The sequence below is a fragment of the Vibrio sp. RC586 genome, assembly GCF_000176715.1.
Taxonomy (GTDB): Bacteria; Pseudomonadota; Gammaproteobacteria; order Enterobacterales; family Vibrionaceae; genus Vibrio.
The window spans coordinates 789,568-806,036 of the sequence record NZ_ADBD01000007.1; the positions used below are offsets into that span (position 1 = coordinate 789,568).

Consider the following 16,469-nt stretch of genomic DNA (forward strand, 5'->3'; position numbering starts at 1 on the left):
ATTTCAAGGGTAAAAGTGAAAAAAATTCAGATTTATTGCGTTTTGGGCATAAAAAAGCGAAGCCAATCGGCTTCGCTCTTCGTTTTCAGATTTGATAATTGCTAAGAAATGGTTATTTAGAAACCATAACCATCGCAGGGCGAACCACACGGCCATTCAATTCATAGCCTTTTTGCATCACAAACATCACTGTGTTTGGCTCATGCTCGGCGCTTTCTTGAATCGACATCGCTTGATGGAATTCAGGATTGAAGGTTTCACCGTGCGGATTGATCTCTTTCAAGCCGAACTTAGCAATGGTGTCTACGAAGGTTTTGTGCGTCAGTTCCACACCTTCCAGTAGAGGTTTGATGGCTTCAACTTCACCATCGGCAGCTTGAATCGCACGCTCAAGGTTATCAATCACTGGCAGCAGCTCTTCAGCAAAGCGACTGAGTGCGAATTTACGCGCTTTATCCACTTCTTGCTCGCTACGGCGACGCATGTTTTCGACTTCAGCACGCGCACGCAGCACATTGTCTTGCTGCTCTTTTACGCGCTCTTCGCTCACAAGCAGTGCTGCTTCTAGCTGAGCAATTTTTGCTTCTTTCTCATCAAGCTCATCAGCAGCTTGGTTCCAATCGATATCGGCATCTGTACCTACAACTTCAGCTTCGGTTTCAACCGTTTCTTGTTGCAGTTGCTCGTCTTTGTTTTTGATCTCTTCGTTGCTCATGATATCTCCAAAATTCACTTCATACTGGTCAGGAGAAATCGCCTAGTTGTCGATTTCCCAACACAAAAATTCGCATAAAAGCACAACTTGCCCTTATTATGGGGACGATGAATTCTGATTCAAGCCTAAATCGGTTGGAAACCCTATGAAAAAGCCATTCAACGTTCTTGCCATTATCGGCAAACCGCGAGATCAACAAGCAATTCAAACGCATAAAGAAATTTATCACTGGCTGATTTCACTAGGTTATTCGGTGTTTATTGATGATCGTTTACGGGAAATTTTGCCCGATTTACCGAGCGAGCACTTTGCAAGTTTGATTGAAATCGGCAAAAAAGCTGATTTAGCGATTGTGGTCGGTGGTGATGGCAATATGCTCGGGGCAGCGCGCGTATTATCTCGCTTCGATATCTGCGTGATCGGGGTCAATCGCGGCAATTTAGGCTTTTTGACCGACTTAAACCCAGAAGATTTCCAACAACGCTTACAAGAAGTGTTGGATGGCCACTATTTGCAAGAAACTCGCTTTTTGCTTGAAGCGGAAATTCATCGTCACGGGCAAATCAAAAGCCATAATGCGGCTTTGAACGAAGCCGTGCTTCATCCGGGTAAAATAGCGCATATGATTGAATTTGAAGTCTATATCGATGAGAACTTCGCTTTCTCTCAACGCTCCGATGGCTTAATTGTTTCCACCCCAACGGGCTCTACCGCTTATTCACTTTCCGGTGGTGGCCCAATCCTTTCGCCAAGCCTCAATGCAATCACCTTGGTGCCGATGTTTCCACACACGCTCTCATGTCGACCACTGGTGGTCGATGGCAATCGCCGCATCAAGCTTGTTGTCTCACCAGATAATCGTGGCACTCAAGAAGTCAGTTGTGATGGGCAAATCTCACTCCCAGTCTCCCCTGGTGATGAAATTCATATTTATCAAAGCCCTAATGTGCTGAAACTGATCCATCCCGAAGATTACAGCTACTATCATGTACTACGTACCAAACTGGGTTGGTCAAGTAAGCTGTTTTGATTCCGCTCACAGATTTCATGCATGAATAGAAAAGGCTGTGAAAAAATTTACCTGTGTAGCTTTACTGTATAAAGAAACAGTATAAACTGTTTCTTTATACAGTATTGGTTAATCATACAGGTGCAAACATGCTGGCTCATTTGAGTATCAATAACTTCGCTATCGTAAAATCGCTGCAATTGGAATTGTCAAAAGGAATGACCACCATCACAGGTGAGACTGGTGCAGGTAAATCCATCGCGATCGATGCTTTGGGTTTATGCCTAGGCGGACGAGCTGAAGCCAGCATGGTGCGTCAAGGTGAAGATAAAACCGAAGTCAGCGCCGCCTTTCATCTGGATAACAATCTGCTCGCTAGCCGCTGGTTAGAAGATAATGAACTGCTTGAAGGTAAAGAGTGCATTCTGCGCCGAATCATCACCAAAGATGGGCGTTCTAAAGCCTTTATTAATGGCAGCCCAGTTCCGCTTTCTCAGCTCAAAACGTTGGGACAACTGCTGATCAATGTACATGGCCAACACGCACATCAGCAACTCATGAAACCGGAATATCAGCTCAGTATGCTTGATCAATACGCAGGTCATGCAGACTTGCTCAAAGCCACGCGTCACGCCTATCAAAATTGGCGTCAAGCGAGCAATCAACTCAAACAGTTGCACGAAAATAGCCAGCAGAATCAGGCACAGTTACAACTTTTGGAATACCAAATTAAAGAACTCAATGAATTAGCTCTTGGTGAAGAAGAATTTGTCGAACTTGAACAAGAGCACAAACGCTTAGCCAATAGCGGCGATCTGGCACTCAACTGCCAACGCGCGATTGAGCTACTCAATGAAGGTGAAGAGGTTAACGCATTAGGTCTATTGCAGAATGTTAGTCATACGCTAATAGACTTAGCTGAAATGGATAGCAAACTGACAACGCTCCCTTCAATGGTGGCAGAAGCATTGATTCAGCTTGAAGAAACTTACCATGAGCTGCGCAACTATCTCGATTCGATTGATGTCGACCCAGAACGTATGTCATATGTTGAAGAGCGCTATTCCAAAGTGATGTCGCTCGCACGTAAACACCATGTGCTTCCAGAAGAGCTGTATCAGCATCACCAAACACTCTTGCAGCAAATTGCTCAGCTAGATTGTTCTGACGAGAAAATGTCAGCACTCGCTAGTGAAGTCGACGTGCTCTACCAAACCTTTGTTGCGGCCGCTGACAAACTGCACAAATCTCGTGTTCGCTATGCCAAAGAATTGGATAAATTGATTAGCCAAAGCATGCATGAGCTGAGCATGGAAAAAGCGCAATTCAAAATCGAAGTGCTGCAAGACAGCGCGCACTCATCGCCATTAGGTTTTGATGCCGTGACTTTCTTAGTCTCGACGAACCCGGGTCAACCGCTGCAACCCATCGCCAAAGTGGCCTCTGGTGGTGAACTGTCACGGATGTCATTGGCGATCCAAGTGATTACTGCGCAGAAAGTCGATACTCCAAGCCTGATTTTTGATGAAGTTGACGTGGGTATTTCAGGGCCAACAGCAGCCGTAGTTGGCAAACTACTGCGCAAATTGGGCGAGTCGACTCAAGTACTGTGTGTCACCCACTTACCGCAAGTGGCAGGTTGCGGACACCATCAACTGTTTGTCGCCAAACAGACCAAAGCAGGCAAAACCGAAACGCAAATGCTCAAACTGGATCAAGAACAGCGCATTGCTGAACTTGCACGCTTGCTCGGAGGCAGCCAAATTACCGAATCCACGCTCGCGAATGCTAAAGAGCTATTAATCGCAGCCTAATTTCATATCACATCACTGGATTTTTTGTTCAGCTTTGCAACCAAACTCAAAATTCACAGTCTCAATAGGCTCAGAGCACGATCGAGGTTTTTACATCTGCTCTGAGCTTGTTTATTATCAGCCAAGTTTTTAGCCCTGAGGGACAGAGAGTTTTAACAATGCAGTTTACTAAGTGGTTCATCGCCCTTCCCCTTGCCGTCACCGCCTTATCCGGCTGCTCTTTATTAGAGCGTTTGGTGTATCGAATCGATATCAATCAGGGTAACTATGTTGATCAACAATCGGTTGATCAGCTCAAGTTTGGCATGAGTAAAGAACAAGTTCGTTTTGTTCTCGGCTCACCTATGCTGGTTGAAAATGGATATCCAGATACTTGGTATTACATTTATCACCACACCCAAGGCCATAACGATCCCGTACAGAAAAACCTGATCGTTAAATTTAATGATGGTGGCAAACTTGTTAATGTCGCGGGAGATTTCCCTGCTGGCGATTCTTTCTTCGAAGGCGTCAACTAAGCGCACTTTGCTGATTAAAAAAGAAAAGGCTTTCACAAGCCTTTTCTTTTTTTGGTGTTGATTCTTCAGCCATCACATTAACTTTGATTAGCAGCAGCTTTGGCTTGATCCGCACGTTTACGGCGAATCTCTTTCGGGTCAGCCAATAATGGGCGATAAATCTCAATCCGATCTTTATCTCGTACCTTAGCATCCAACTTCACATTCCGGCTGAAAATGCCCACCTTATTGACCGTCAGATCAATCTCAGGGTACATCTGCAAAATGCCTGAGGTACGGATGATCTCTTCCACCGTTGCCGATTGCTCAACCACCAGCTTGAGTACACGCTGCTCATGCGGTAGCGCATACACCACTTCAACATGAATCATTTCACTGCTCATCATCACTCTCCATACACCTGTTTTGCTCGGCGAGTAAACGCATTCACCATATTGCTGGTCAATTCATTAAAAATTTTGCCAAACGCCAACTCAATCATTTTGCTGGAAAACTCAAACTCTAGACGCAATTCAACTTTACAAGCAGCCTCGTCTAATGGCGTAAAAAACCATCCACCACGCAGAGTTTTGAATGGCCCATCTACGAGACTCATACCAATAGAAGATCCATGTATCAATTGGTTAGAGGTGGTAAAGGTTTTGCTGATCCCCGCTTTAGATACATCTACCGATGCCACCATATGGGAATCACTTTGTTCTAGCACACGAGAACCCGAACAACCGGGCAAAAACTCAGGATAGCGCGCCACATCATTGACCAAATGAAACATCTGCTCTGCACTAAACGAGACCAAGGCAGAACGACTCACTTGTTTCATTTTCACTCCTTACCACGACTCAAACAGCTTGGGAAAACGGATTGTACTTTCATCCCCCCGGCACCTCAAGCCGTCAGTCACGCACAACACGATACAGCGCTTGAGTCATCGCGCAGATAACCGTATGCTACGGCAAACAAAAGCGTTTCCTAACCGCTGACCAATCCGTATAATGCGCCCACTATGACAAAAAAGAAAACCAATACCAAAGCGGGTAGCAACACTATCGCGCTGAACAAGAAAGCTCGCCACGAATACTTCATCGAAGATGAATTTGAAGCTGGCATGGAGCTACAAGGCTGGGAAGTCAAATCACTTCGCCAAGGTAAAGCCAACATTGCAGAAAGCTACGTCTACATCAAAGATGGCGAAGCGTTCATTTCCGGTATGACCATCATTCCGTTGCAGCAAGCCTCCACTCACGTGGTAGCCAACCCTACCCGTATCCGCAAGCTGCTACTTTCACGCCGCGAGCTGGACAACCTGTTTGGTCGCATCAACCGTGAAGGGATGACACTAACCGCATTGTCACTCTACTGGTCTCGTTCGTGGGTCAAAATCAAAATTGGCGTTGCGAAAGGTAAGAAACTGCACGACAAACGTGAAGATCTGAAAGAAAAAGAGTGGCAACGCCAAAAAGATCGAGTGATGAAGAGCGCGTTGCGCTAATAGTAACCACTTGAAAAATGGGAGCTAGACAGAAGCACGTATTCTGGTACTATGCACCCGTTACCTCTGGGGCTGATTCAGGATTCGACGGGAATTTTGCAGTCTGAGGTGCATGCCGAGGTGCGGTAGGCCTCGTTAACAAACCGCAAAAAAATAGTCGCAAACGACGAAAACTACGCACTAGCAGCTTAATACCCTGCTCAGAGCCCTTCCTCCCTAGCTTCCGCTTGTAAGACGGGGAAATCAGGAAGGTCAAACCAAATCAAGCTGGCGTGGATTCCCCCACCTGAGGGATGAAGCGCGAGATCTAATTCAGGTTAGCCATTCGTTAGCGTGTCGGTTCGCAGGCGGTGGTGAAATTAAAGATCGACTAAGCATGTAGTACCAAAGATGAATGGTTTTCGGACGGGGGTTCAACTCCCCCCAGCTCCACCAAATCATAGTTTAAAGACGTCTCCGGACGTCTTTTTTCTTATATCAAACAATTAAAGATCAACAACTTAGAATTTATAGCTATTCCACAAGATTCCATAGCAGCTTTGATTTTTAGGTACACTACAAGGTACACTGATTTTATCGTGTTAATCTGGTGTACCCCTCATGGCGAAAAACACAGTAAAGCTGACAGATAAAGAGATCAAAGCCTCCAAACCTAGAGAGAAAGAATATAATCTTTTCGATGGTGATGGCTTGCGACTTAGAATCAAACCTAACGGTTCAAAGCAGTGGATCTTCAACTACTATCGTCCCACAAACGGTAAACGAGCTAACTTAAGCTTTGGAATGTACCCAGACATCTCCCTTTTACAAGCAAGAAAAAGCTTACTTTCTGCCAAAGAGCTGATCGCACAAGGCATCGATCCACAAGACGATCGAAAACGCCAACAACAAGTTCATAAAGAGATCCATGAGCACACCTTTGAGAACGTCACGAAAGATTGGTTTGCCATCAAACAGCATGATGTGACACCGGATTACGCACTCGATATCTGGCGCTCATTGGAACTTCATATCTTTCCGCACATTGCCAACAAACCGATAAAAGCGATCACCGCACCAGAGATCATAGAACTACTCAAACCGATTGAAGCCAAAGGTAGCCTAGAAACCGTCAAACGTTTAACACAGCGACTCAATGAAGTGATGAACTTCGCCACTAACTGCGGTCTTATCCAGGCCAATCCATTAACTGGCATCAAAGCCGCCTTCAAGAAACCTAAAAAAGAAAATATGGCGGCACTGACACCGGCAGAGCTGCCCGAACTCATGGCGGCTATTGCCAATGCCAGTATCAAACGCACTACGCGTTGTTTACTTGAATGGCAATTGCATACCATGACGCGCCCTGCAGAAGCATCCGGTGCACGTTGGAATGAAATTAATTGGGATGAGAAAATTTGGACCATTCCTGCTGAAAGAATGAAAAAAAGAAGAGAGCACCGCATCCCGCTCACAGAGCAGATGCTGGCGCTATTGGAAGTAATGAAACCGATAAGCGGCCATCGAGATTTTATTTTTCCGTCAGATAGAGACCCGAAAAAGCCCTGCAACAGCCAAACGGCTAACATGGCATTAAAACGTATGGGTTTTGCCGGAAGGCTAGTTAGTCACGGTTTGCGCTCGCTGGCGAGTACCACACTCAATGAACAAGGCTTTGATCCTGATTTAGTTGAAGCAGCCCTAGCCCACGTTGACGATAACCAAGTTCGAAGTGCCTATAACCGCACGGATTATCTCGAACGTAGAAAACCAATGATGTGCTGGTGGAGCGGGCATATAGAAGAGGCCGCGAAAGGTAGCCTATCTGTGACTGGTACTCGGCAATTGAAAATAATCTAGAATATAACCTCCACTTAAGACATGGAAGCTGATGTAATCCAATAGCTCATTACGTTATGATTTTAAAAGGATTTTTATTGACGCAAAACTCGCCCTGAGTAAAACTTGGCTTACGAGACCATCTGACATGTTCGATCGATATACTTGGATTTGATATTAACACAACCAACGATGCTCATGGTGACTACCCCTCAACTGATACTCATCAACTGGGCTATCTTAATCATTACACCTCGGAAATTTGTCACTAATGCTTGGGGAAAAGACCATTTAAGAAAACCCTAATAAACATGCATAGCAGAACGTAAGAACCTTAACGTAATCTAGAAAGTGAACTGCCTCGTTTGATTTACTTTCTAACTAAGCTGCCTGTGCGGCAGTGAACAACGTCAAAGGCAAAAACGTACTGTTTAAGCTTTTCTAAGCTGCCTGTACGGCAGTGAACGATTTATACACTGATACCAAGTCTAAACCCTTTTTCTAAGCTGCCTGTACGGCAGTGAACGGATATACTTTCTGATCTGCTGCGTTCCTACGTTTCTAAGCTGCCTGTACGGCAGTGAACCAAAACTTCTTCTTTGCTCTCTGGCTCAGTCATTTCTAAGCTGCCTGTACGGCAGTGAACTTTTGTTTCTGTTCCAGCCTAGTGATTTTAGCTTTCTAAGCTGCCTGTACGGCAGTGAACAAAAGCCCCGCTTTTGCGAGGCTTGTTTGTGTTTTCTAAGCTGCCTGTGCGGCAGTGAACAATTTATGGATGGGGCTGGATTTGTGATTAGTTTTCTAAGCTGCCTGTGCGGCAGTGAACTAACAATTCCGCTACCTCTGTTACTCAGATGGTTTCTAAGCTGCCTGTGCGGCAGTGAACTTGGCGAACAATCCAGCTATTGTAGTCATAGATTTCTAAGCTGCCTGTGCGGCAGTGAACGTCACTTAGGTGCAGAATCAGCGGGGTTAACTTTTCTAAGCTGCCTGTGCGGCAGTGAACAATTATATCAAAAAGGCGTAAAACACGCATGTTTTCTAAGCTGCCTGTGCGGCAGTGAACATAAAACTCAGTCCGAATGGGAAGCTGAGATCTTTCTAAGCTGCCTGTGCGGCAGTGAACTGTTGTCTAAGCACCCATAAAACACATCATATTTTCTAAGCTGCCTGTGCGGCAGTGAACATCCCAAATCAGGCAATTCTCGATCAAGTTGATTTCTAAGCTGCCTGTGCGGCAGTGAACTTAGCTTTAATGTATCGGCCTGTTGGGGTAACTTTCTAAGCTGCCTGTGCGGCAGTGAACCTGGTTGAACTCGGCTTTATCAGCAACACTAATTTCTAAGCTGCCTGTGCGGCAGTGAACTAGTTACGAGATGGGCAATGGCGCCATTGTTGTTTCTAAGCTGCCTGTGCGGCAGTGAACGCTTTCACATTTATGAAAGGCGCAGTGCTTCATTTCTAAGCTGCCTGTGCGGCAGTGAACCAGTGTACACCCCACAAGAAATTCCAGATAAATTTCTAAGCTGCCTGTGCGGCAGTGAACTCTCAAGTGGTTTGAAGTTCCGGCAGACATTTTTTCTAAGCTGCCTGTGCGGCAGTGAACCTCTTCGTGCATCTGCTTAGACATTTCAATTATTTCTAAGCTGCCTGTGCGGCAGTGAACATGCCAATGCCAATGCCAGATCCAGTTAAATATTTCTAAGCTGCCTGTGCGGCAGTGAACGAAGCACGCAAGGATGAGTATTGCTGCGATAATTTCTAAGCTGCCTGTGCGGCAGTGAACCTGCAAGCTGTAGCGCTTCGGCGAATGTCTGATTTCTAAGCTGCCTGTGCGGCAGTGAACAAATACATTCGAATAGGTGATTCAAAAACCAATTTCTAAGCTGCCTGTGCGGCAGTGAACAGCTTGTTTTTTAAGCCAGAAGAATAGCGGAATTTCTAAGCTGCCTGTGCGGCAGTGAACGCTACGTTCATAGCATCTTGTGTTGCTTGATATTTCTAAGCTGCCTGTGCGGCAGTGAACGGCATAAAACCTCAACTACTAAAATCACTATGTTTCTAAGCTGCCTGTGCGGCAGTGAACAGAAAAGCCCTCATCAGTGCAAAGTCGATTAATTTCTAAGCTGCCTGTGCGGCAGTGAACCTCTAGAAGAAATGCAGCGCGAAGTTAATAATTTTCTAAGCTGCCTGTGCGGCAGTGAACACACATGGTATGCGGCAGACACCGACAACAAATTTCTAAGCTGCCTGTGCGGCAGTGAACAACTTCCGTGTTTACGTTAACGGAAACAATCATTTCTAAGCTGCCTGTGCGGCAGTGAACTTGCAGGTGGTTACGCTTTCACCTTTATGAAATTTCTAAGCTGCCTGTGCGGCAGTGAACAATAGAATAAACCGATAAAAATAAGCTGCAACAAGCTGTTAGGGTAAAAATCATCTTTTTACCTTGTTAAAAACAACCCGTTGCAACCATTTGTTTTAAAAGCACATTTTTAAAGAGCAAAAATAAAGGGTTAAAACCAAGGTACTGTAGCTGTTTTGCTAAGACCATAACTATCAAACTCACCATCAACTGGGTCAGCTTGAATATCACTAAACTCAAAGAATTTTCGGTACACCTGCCCTGTTGAACTGCTAGACAGATCAAGGTATGGATTATCAAACCCTTGGCTAAGCATTTTTACTTTGTAACGTTTCTCACCATCTTTATCTATGCTACCTCTAGCAATTAAACGCGTTAATTTTGCTTTGCTTAAATTACTGCGTTTAACTGAAATGATGCGATATTGCACTTGGTCTGGCACATGAGTAACCGTAGTAATCTTGCAATATCCTGCCAAAGGTCCTAACCAATTTAACCCCTGCAAATCATGCAGTGCGCTCATTTCACCGTGTAAACGAAATAATCGCCCTAGTTTAATATTTGCTTCTGGAAAGCTAATACCAATTTTATTGCTCCGTAACTTCACCAGTGCTTTGTGAAATTTAATAAAGACTTTACTACTTAATTCTGCCTCGCGCATTTCAGCATCAGGCATCAGCCGTATATCAATGTATGCGTCCATCATCGCTCCTAAAGTCGAATGCTTGAAACATAAGCCAACCCTTTTTTTCCAAGGTAAAAACTTGATACCCCAGCATTTTCAATCAACGTTTTGATTTCTTGTGCTTTGTCTCGATCCACATCAATAATAATTTCCAACTGCCCGCTGGCTTTGGTCAGCATAGATGTCACTTCTCCTTGTCCTTTTATCATTTCCTTTTTTAGATAAGGATTACCGTAAACCTTCTTTTTACCTTGTGTGAAACTGCCCATAAAGTCTTTTGGTGTCAAACGAGCCACAGAAAACCCTTTAATATTACTCGCTATAGGTACACCACTTAGGTTGAGCCTGACTAACTTTAAATATAGTGCAGAGCAATATAATGCTCTGACATCAACTTGATCTGATTTGATATAGTCAATATCAGAAAAGCTCTTTTTCATACTGGGAAACAAATACCTTAAAGTTGCATTAAGGTTAGCATCATAAAGAATGTCAACTGCCTTATATAAACGATTTTCTGACAAGCCTAATTCATCAATTTTACTGATGGCGATACTTTTAAAGTTACTAAATCGATCAATAATATCCCTAGGATCGAACTCCCGATCATTAGCAACTTCAAATTCTTCAACTATAAAACTGACCAGTGCATTTAGATCAGTAAAAGCAAGACTCCAAAGTTGCTTAGAAAAATTAGATTTAAACAACCAATGATTTGTATTTATCACTCCTGTATATGACTCTCTGTCAAAGCTACCAGTCATATTCCGAATATATACAATTTCATTGGTCAACACAGGTTTATCTTTGAACGTTATTAAGTCTTCCAACCCTTTCAGGAAATACGTATCACTTTGTTTTGATTGATATAACTTCCTTTGATCACCAATCAATCGACACAGAATCCCAAATACTGTCTGCTTCGTTACTTCAACTAATTTAAAATTACCCGGATTTTCACGATCATTTAAACTAGAGCTTGCAGCTATAAATTTTCTACCTTTCGCAGGTAATGGCTCATTATTATTACCATCCAAAAATGAGTTACGCCAAGATGCTTCATAATCAATTAAGATTTTCATCACCTACCTCTACTTTGCATAAAAGTAAATTGCAAAATTACCATTAGGTTGCTCTGAAATTTCTGATTCATCACGCTTAATGCGCATCATTTTATGACTATCGTTATAATCAACTGTAATTTCGTCAACATACATATAACCTTTCGCTTGACGAATAGACAAATTAGCTAAACGATCTAGTGTTTCGTCAACTAAAGCTTTCACTGCGTCATCATTAAGTAAAATGCCACACTCTCCCTCTTCAAATATTGTGCCTCTTCTGACGTAGTTTTTGTGAAAAATCGCCTGTGGGTTTAAGCTAGGATTAAGTGACTTAATATAGCTTTGTAGTTCAGCGGCAATAACCTCACCCTCGCCCTCTTTGATAACCATTGCGGCACGATCAAACTTCTTATCCAACGATATAAATTGCAGTTGTTCAATACTAATGGAACCATAAGAGATATATTCAGTATCACCAAAAGTAGTCTTTGAAAAAAATGATGTGCTATCTCTAGCACCTGCCTGTCCATATTGTTCAAAGTTGCCATTCCCAAATTGATCAACAAAATCTTCTAACAATAGTGGACTGGTGCGCTTACATTGACTTGCAGGAACTACATAACCTCGGATCAACCCCGTAATTGAAGCCAGAACGTTTTTTAGGTTTTTGTCACTAGCAAAATGTAAATCAAAAGCTTGCTCACGAAACAAATGATGTCGAATACAATTTTGACTTATATACAGTGGCGTTTCTTTGAAATTAATGTCAGTTGCTTGTTTTTTATATTTATAGCCAGTTTCATCTTTTACTTTACCGGTTAAGTTGGTATAGCCGCGCAATTTTGGCAAGGTATGATTATCGACTGTTTTACCATCATCTCCAGTTAAGGTTGTAGGCCCATTCCAATTCACTACACCATGACCTAATGCTTTAATTTTAAAATCTACACTTTTAATTCCTGTTACTTTTTGCATAATTTATTCCTCATCTTCTGTGGTTTGATTAATTTGTGTAATGGACATAGCGCCAATAGCTTGCTTCTCGCAAATGGCGTAATAAATTGCATGAGGATGGCGAGCACTTTCGCCGCCCACTTGCAATAAATCGTTCGAGGTATAACTTAAATAGATCGGTGATTCAGGGTCTCGCGCTTCATTGAGTAAAATCTTATCGGTAAACGCTTTACTCGTGCCCCCAATAATATTGTGATGCTTTTTAAACATATGTGCTAAAAGGTCTTTATCACTTTGGCCGTAACCACAAATAGCACCAGTCGGGTATGTAAGATTGTCGATATTACTTATATCATCCAGTGGAATTGAATAAGCGTAAGCTTCGATATATTCCGGCTTAGCTTGAGTTAAATCTACCACTGCCAATTGCACAAACCGATTATCACCGCGCAGTGATACTTTGCTGATCTTGGTGCGTTTTTTATCTTTGCTGTTTTTGGGTGGAACGGTTATAGGATCAACTACTTTTAAATGAATTTGCTGCACACTATTTTTTAGGGCGGCCACTAAGTCACTCGCGATAAACTCTCGATTACGTTCAGTGTGATGAAATGCAAAATAAAGCTGATAAATATCTGGCAACGTAAAAGTCTTGCCTGCCAATTCGTTGTGTAAAAACTGATACCAAGCCCGAACAGAACTCAAGGTATACATTTTTGATAGAAATCCCGCAGCCGGACTTTTACCTTTGCCATTGGCTATGGACTCTGGCACGGCTAACGTATAGGTATTGACGTGACTATTTTCACCAAAGCGATCTAAACGACCTAAGCGCTGTAAGCAATCTTCAGCGCTGGTGATTTCGGCCACCATATAATCACAGCTGATGTTAAGTGATGCTTGTACTATCGGCCCACTGCGTAGCACTTCATATTTACGAGTACCCCCGCGCTTGTATGCCTCGTACACTTCACCAAACCATTTACGCTTATCACTTTTGATAAATTTTGAATGTAGCAATACCGCATTCTCGTTGTGCTGATTTGCAATAAAACTGTTCTGTGCCGTGAGCGCCATGTTACTGATCACAAAAGTACACTCACTTTGCTGAGCAAATAGCGGGTTTATCTCGCTTAAATTAGTATCATCAAAGATTTTAAAATCAATCTGATACTGGCTTGGATTGAACGAGGGCATGACTTTAATATCATCAGGATGAATACCGAGTAAATCTTCAACAAAGACATAATGTGGCGTTGCCGACACTAATAAGGCCTTAGCTTGATCTTGTTGCATTTTTTTTGCCGCAATTAATTCTGCAAATAGCAAATTAAACGCTGGCATATTGACGCATTCATGGAACTCATCAAACACAACATGCACATTTAAAAAATCAATAAGCGTATTCGCTTTAGTGTGACTTATTACTGAGCCAAGTATTTGATCTATGGTTGTGATAACAATATCGCCAGAAAAGTTTTTGTCATCCGCAATAGGGTTATCCCACTGATTATGAAATTTAAATTCACCCGTATTTATTTCAATGAGGCTATTAGGTAGGTACTGCTCGGAGGTCAACTCATAAAACAATCCTTGGCAAACTTGTACGCGTGGACACACCCAAATAATCCGTTTTGCACCCTGCAATTTTGCCCACTCTAAAGCAATTTTAGTTTTACCACTACCTGCCGCCCCCGCAAGCACTGCAATATCCTCGGCTGAGGTTAGTTGCTTGGCGATATCGTGTTGCTTTTTACTGCGATCACTCGTTGGGAAAAAGGCGTTTAAGCAAGTATCAATATCAGAGGTAAGTGTGGTTTCCACTTCCAGTAACTCGGTTACTATTTGATCTAACTGGCGCTCAAATATGGCAGTGTGTAGCTCTTCTGCACTTAATGCCGATATGGCACGATCAGCGGTGATCAAACAAGCACGTACAATGTTGTTTTGTGCATTGACTTTAACATTGTCGCTATTAGCCGATACCGACTCTTCAAATTCATATTCTTTATAGCTGGGTAAAGGCGGCGCATCGGGCAAATTCGCCTCTACATCCTGTTCAACTTCAACTAAGAAGACTTTTTCAAGAAAACTATCAGTTAAATAACGATATTTTTTATCAATACCTATAACCTGCTTAAGCAGTGTTTGAGCTTGACCTAAAATAGCGCATAGACCCATATTCTTCTGATTTGCCAAGAACTTTTTGCTGATGTCTTTATAGGTGTCAAAGCCATTTTTTTCTTTACGAAATGGCTTCGCATGATGCCAATACACCGCATGTTTTACTGAACGTTTATTACTTGGGTTTAGGAATTTAAGTTCAGCGCTATCAAGCAATTGATAGAGTAACAGAGAGATTTCGTTATGCCTTGGGTGCTTGTCGAAGCTAAATTTAGCATCATCAATATGCTGACCATCGTCTGCTATGTACTCTTTCTTTTTAGGATTGGTTACCCACTCTTGAAACTTAGGATCAATTTTCCCTAAATCATGCAAACAACCTGCAATAAAATTTGTCAGTGAAAGCTGTGTATTGTCTGGAAATAACTGACGGTGCAGCTGCTCGGCAACATAGCCCACCGCAAATAAATGCTCACTCAGTGGCTGTAATTGGGTATTGGCATACAACACACCGTGCTTGGGTTTGTCTGTTACTACATCCATAAAAACCTCTTTTTCTGTGTAATTCACCGGCACAATGCCCTCACTATTAAATTTCTTTTTATTGCCCACTACCCATAACAACTGACTTCTTGAGCGAGAGCGGATCCAGTGGCAACTGACTGCGGTACTGCGGCTGGCGGTTTGGCGAAGCATTTTTTTCACCGTGAGTAGCCCTTCTTCGGTGATAAGGGTTTGCCAGGTGTTATCACCAATGCGGTTGGCGAAGGCATCCAGTACACGGCGGGTTTTCTTGAGGGCGTTTTTCTCGCATTGACTCACAAAGGTGACCATCATAATTGGTGTGCCTCGCGCTCTTCTTCCTCTTTACCTGGCAGTGCGACGTGTTTCACTGTATCGAACATGAAGTCGAGCGCTTTGTGTTCGATGAAGGCTTGCAGAATTTGCTGGCGAAACTCTTGTTCGCTGGCGTTCTCTTTGGCGCAAACAAAAGCCCACGGCAGCACAATGGCATCTTTGATTAAGTCCGCGACATCAAATACCAAAGCGCCTCGGCGGGTTTTGCCATGCATGACAGCAAAGCCGTGCGGAATACCAAGCACCCACAGGCAGCTTGCCGCAAGCCCGTAGGCTAAATAGTTGCCGTGATTGAGAAAATCGTTGGCTTTGTCGGTGCATTTTTTATCCGGCTGATGCTGACGCGTAAAGCCTTCTTTGCCTGTGTTATTGGCGGCGTACTTGTACAGGGCTTTAGTGAGCTGCGCTTCAGTGAGAAGCAGATCGGCCGGTTTACTCGCGGCTTCAGTACGTTGGTGAAAGGTATCAAGGGATTGCTTTATTACTTCATCTTGTAGATTAAATTTCTCAAGCGTTAATTCTCGGTCTGATCGCCAAACTCGCTGCAAGTAATCAATCCGTGCGTTTTGAAATTGTTTGGCGGCGGCCAAGCGCTTTTCATCATCAAACCAGAATGAGAGCCAGCCTTGTAAGTATTCTGTTGGACGATATTCGCTCTGAGGCGTGAACCATTCGACCTCGCAAGCCATGTGCAGTGGCGTACCGCCGCCGCCACAAAATCCAACCAATACGCCAGCCTGTGAGAGCATGCGCATGGCCGCTTGAGTAATGGAGGTGCCATTGCCGAGCATGAGTACGGTGGTGTTGGCAATCGGAATATTGAAGTAGAGGTTTTCTTTGTCGGCTTCGGTCAAGTAGAGCACGCGGCCATCTTTTTGCATCACGCGGCAATATTCCAAGTAATACATATTGGCGCGCTTTGAGTGCAGGATGACTTTAAGATCAGAGGGTGAGAGATCGTCCATTTTTTGCTCCATGCTTAGCGTTCATGCATCTACTTTATGCATCTGTTTCCTAAGCTCAATCCTGCGCATTTATTCAGGTAAAGTAACTTTA

13 protein-coding genes, 1 other RNA gene and 1 CRISPR repeat array are annotated in these 16,469 nt (G+C 43.4%); of the genes, 6 read left to right on the forward strand and 8 right to left on the reverse strand.

Annotation, left to right across the window (positions count from 1 at the left end):
* Positions 1 to 112: 112 nt before the first annotated feature.
* The gene (grpE, locus tag VOA_RS10690; RefSeq protein WP_000064042.1) at positions 113 to 715 is read right to left on the reverse strand and encodes a nucleotide exchange factor GrpE; all 603 of its coding nucleotides are present in this window, start codon (positions 713 to 715) and stop codon (positions 113 to 115) included.
* Positions 716 to 860: 145 nt separating this feature from the next.
* On the opposite strand from grpE, the gene nadK reads away from it, so the two are divergent.
* The 3 genes from nadK to bamE all read left to right on the forward strand — a co-directional run bounded on the left by nadK (position 861) and on the right by bamE (position 4,056).
* On the forward strand, positions 861 to 1,745 hold the full coding sequence (gene nadK / locus VOA_RS10685; protein WP_000742826.1) for an NAD(+) kinase: 885 nt from the start codon (positions 861 to 863) through the stop codon (positions 1,743 to 1,745).
* 128 nt (positions 1,746 to 1,873) lie between these two features.
* Positions 1,874 to 3,538 carry a DNA repair protein RecN gene (recN, locus tag VOA_RS10680; protein ID WP_000879547.1) on the forward strand — a complete coding sequence of 555 codons (1,665 nt, stop codon included), beginning with the start codon at positions 1,874 to 1,876 and terminating at the stop codon, positions 3,536 to 3,538.
* Between the two features lie 158 nt (positions 3,539 to 3,696).
* Positions 3,697 to 4,056, forward strand: coding sequence for an outer membrane protein assembly factor BamE (bamE, locus tag VOA_RS10675; protein WP_001160912.1), 360 nt, complete (start codon positions 3,697 to 3,699; stop codon positions 4,054 to 4,056).
* A gap of 77 nt (positions 4,057 to 4,133) precedes the next feature.
* Here the strand turns inward: bamE and VOA_RS10670 are convergent, their stop codons facing one another.
* Positions 4,134 to 4,439, reverse strand: coding sequence for an RnfH family protein (locus VOA_RS10670; protein WP_032468185.1), 306 nt, complete (start codon positions 4,437 to 4,439; stop codon positions 4,134 to 4,136).
* Positions 4,440 to 4,441: 2 nt separating this feature from the next.
* Positions 4,442 to 4,876 carry an SRPBCC family protein gene (locus VOA_RS10665; protein WP_000815877.1) on the reverse strand — a complete coding sequence of 145 codons (435 nt, stop codon included), beginning with the start codon at positions 4,874 to 4,876 and terminating at the stop codon, positions 4,442 to 4,444.
* Positions 4,877 to 5,059: 183 nt separating this feature from the next.
* Here VOA_RS10665 and smpB point away from each other — a divergent pair, with 183 nt between their 5' ends.
* The 3 genes from smpB to VOA_RS10655 all read left to right on the forward strand — a co-directional run bounded on the left by smpB (position 5,060) and on the right by VOA_RS10655 (position 7,384).
* Positions 5,060 to 5,545 (forward strand): SsrA-binding protein SmpB, encoded by a 486-nt coding sequence (gene smpB, locus VOA_RS10660; RefSeq protein WP_000162689.1) that lies wholly within the window; start codon positions 5,060 to 5,062, stop codon positions 5,543 to 5,545.
* A gap of 68 nt (positions 5,546 to 5,613) precedes the next feature.
* Positions 5,614 to 5,980: a transfer-messenger RNA gene (ssrA, locus tag VOA_RS19100) on the forward strand.
* A 165-nt stretch (positions 5,981 to 6,145) separates the two neighbouring features.
* Positions 6,146 to 7,384, forward strand: coding sequence for an integrase domain-containing protein (locus VOA_RS10655; protein ID WP_001107726.1), 1,239 nt, complete (start codon positions 6,146 to 6,148; stop codon positions 7,382 to 7,384).
* A gap of 357 nt (positions 7,385 to 7,741) precedes the next feature.
* Positions 7,742 to 9,749: a CRISPR direct-repeat array (repeat unit 28 nt; unit sequence TTTCTAAGCTGCCTGTGCGGCAGTGAAC).
* A gap of 130 nt (positions 9,750 to 9,879) precedes the next feature.
* On the opposite strand, the gene cas6f is transcribed toward VOA_RS10655, so the two are convergent.
* Genes cas6f through cas1f form a run of 5 tightly spaced genes read right to left on the reverse strand, consistent with a single transcriptional unit; the run spans position 9,880 to position 16,378 of the window.
* Positions 9,880 to 10,431: a type I-F CRISPR-associated endoribonuclease Cas6/Csy4 gene (gene cas6f / locus VOA_RS10650; protein ID WP_000340322.1), complete on the reverse strand. Its 552-nt coding sequence runs from the start codon at positions 10,429 to 10,431 to the stop codon at positions 9,880 to 9,882.
* Positions 10,432 to 10,439: 8 nt separating this feature from the next.
* On the reverse strand, positions 10,440 to 11,495 hold the full coding sequence (cas5fv, locus tag VOA_RS10645; RefSeq protein ID WP_000697508.1) for a type I-Fv CRISPR-associated protein Cas5fv: 1,056 nt from the start codon (positions 11,493 to 11,495) through the stop codon (positions 10,440 to 10,442).
* 9 nt (positions 11,496 to 11,504) lie between these two features.
* Positions 11,505 to 12,452, reverse strand: a complete 948-nt coding sequence (cas7fv, locus tag VOA_RS10640; RefSeq protein ID WP_001174707.1) for a type I-Fv CRISPR-associated protein Cas7fv — start codon at positions 12,450 to 12,452, stop codon at positions 11,505 to 11,507.
* Positions 12,453 to 12,455: 3 nt separating this feature from the next.
* Entirely contained in the window at positions 12,456 to 15,392 is a 2,937-nt protein-coding gene (locus tag VOA_RS10635) for a CRISPR-associated endonuclease Cas3'' (protein ID WP_000989811.1), read from the reverse strand.
* Positions 15,389 to 16,378 (reverse strand): type I-F CRISPR-associated endonuclease Cas1f, encoded by a 990-nt coding sequence (gene cas1f, locus VOA_RS10630; RefSeq protein ID WP_000342415.1) that lies wholly within the window; start codon positions 16,376 to 16,378, stop codon positions 15,389 to 15,391. Before cas1f ends, VOA_RS10635 begins: the two co-directional genes overlap by 4 nt.
* Positions 16,379 to 16,469 lie beyond the last annotated feature (91 nt).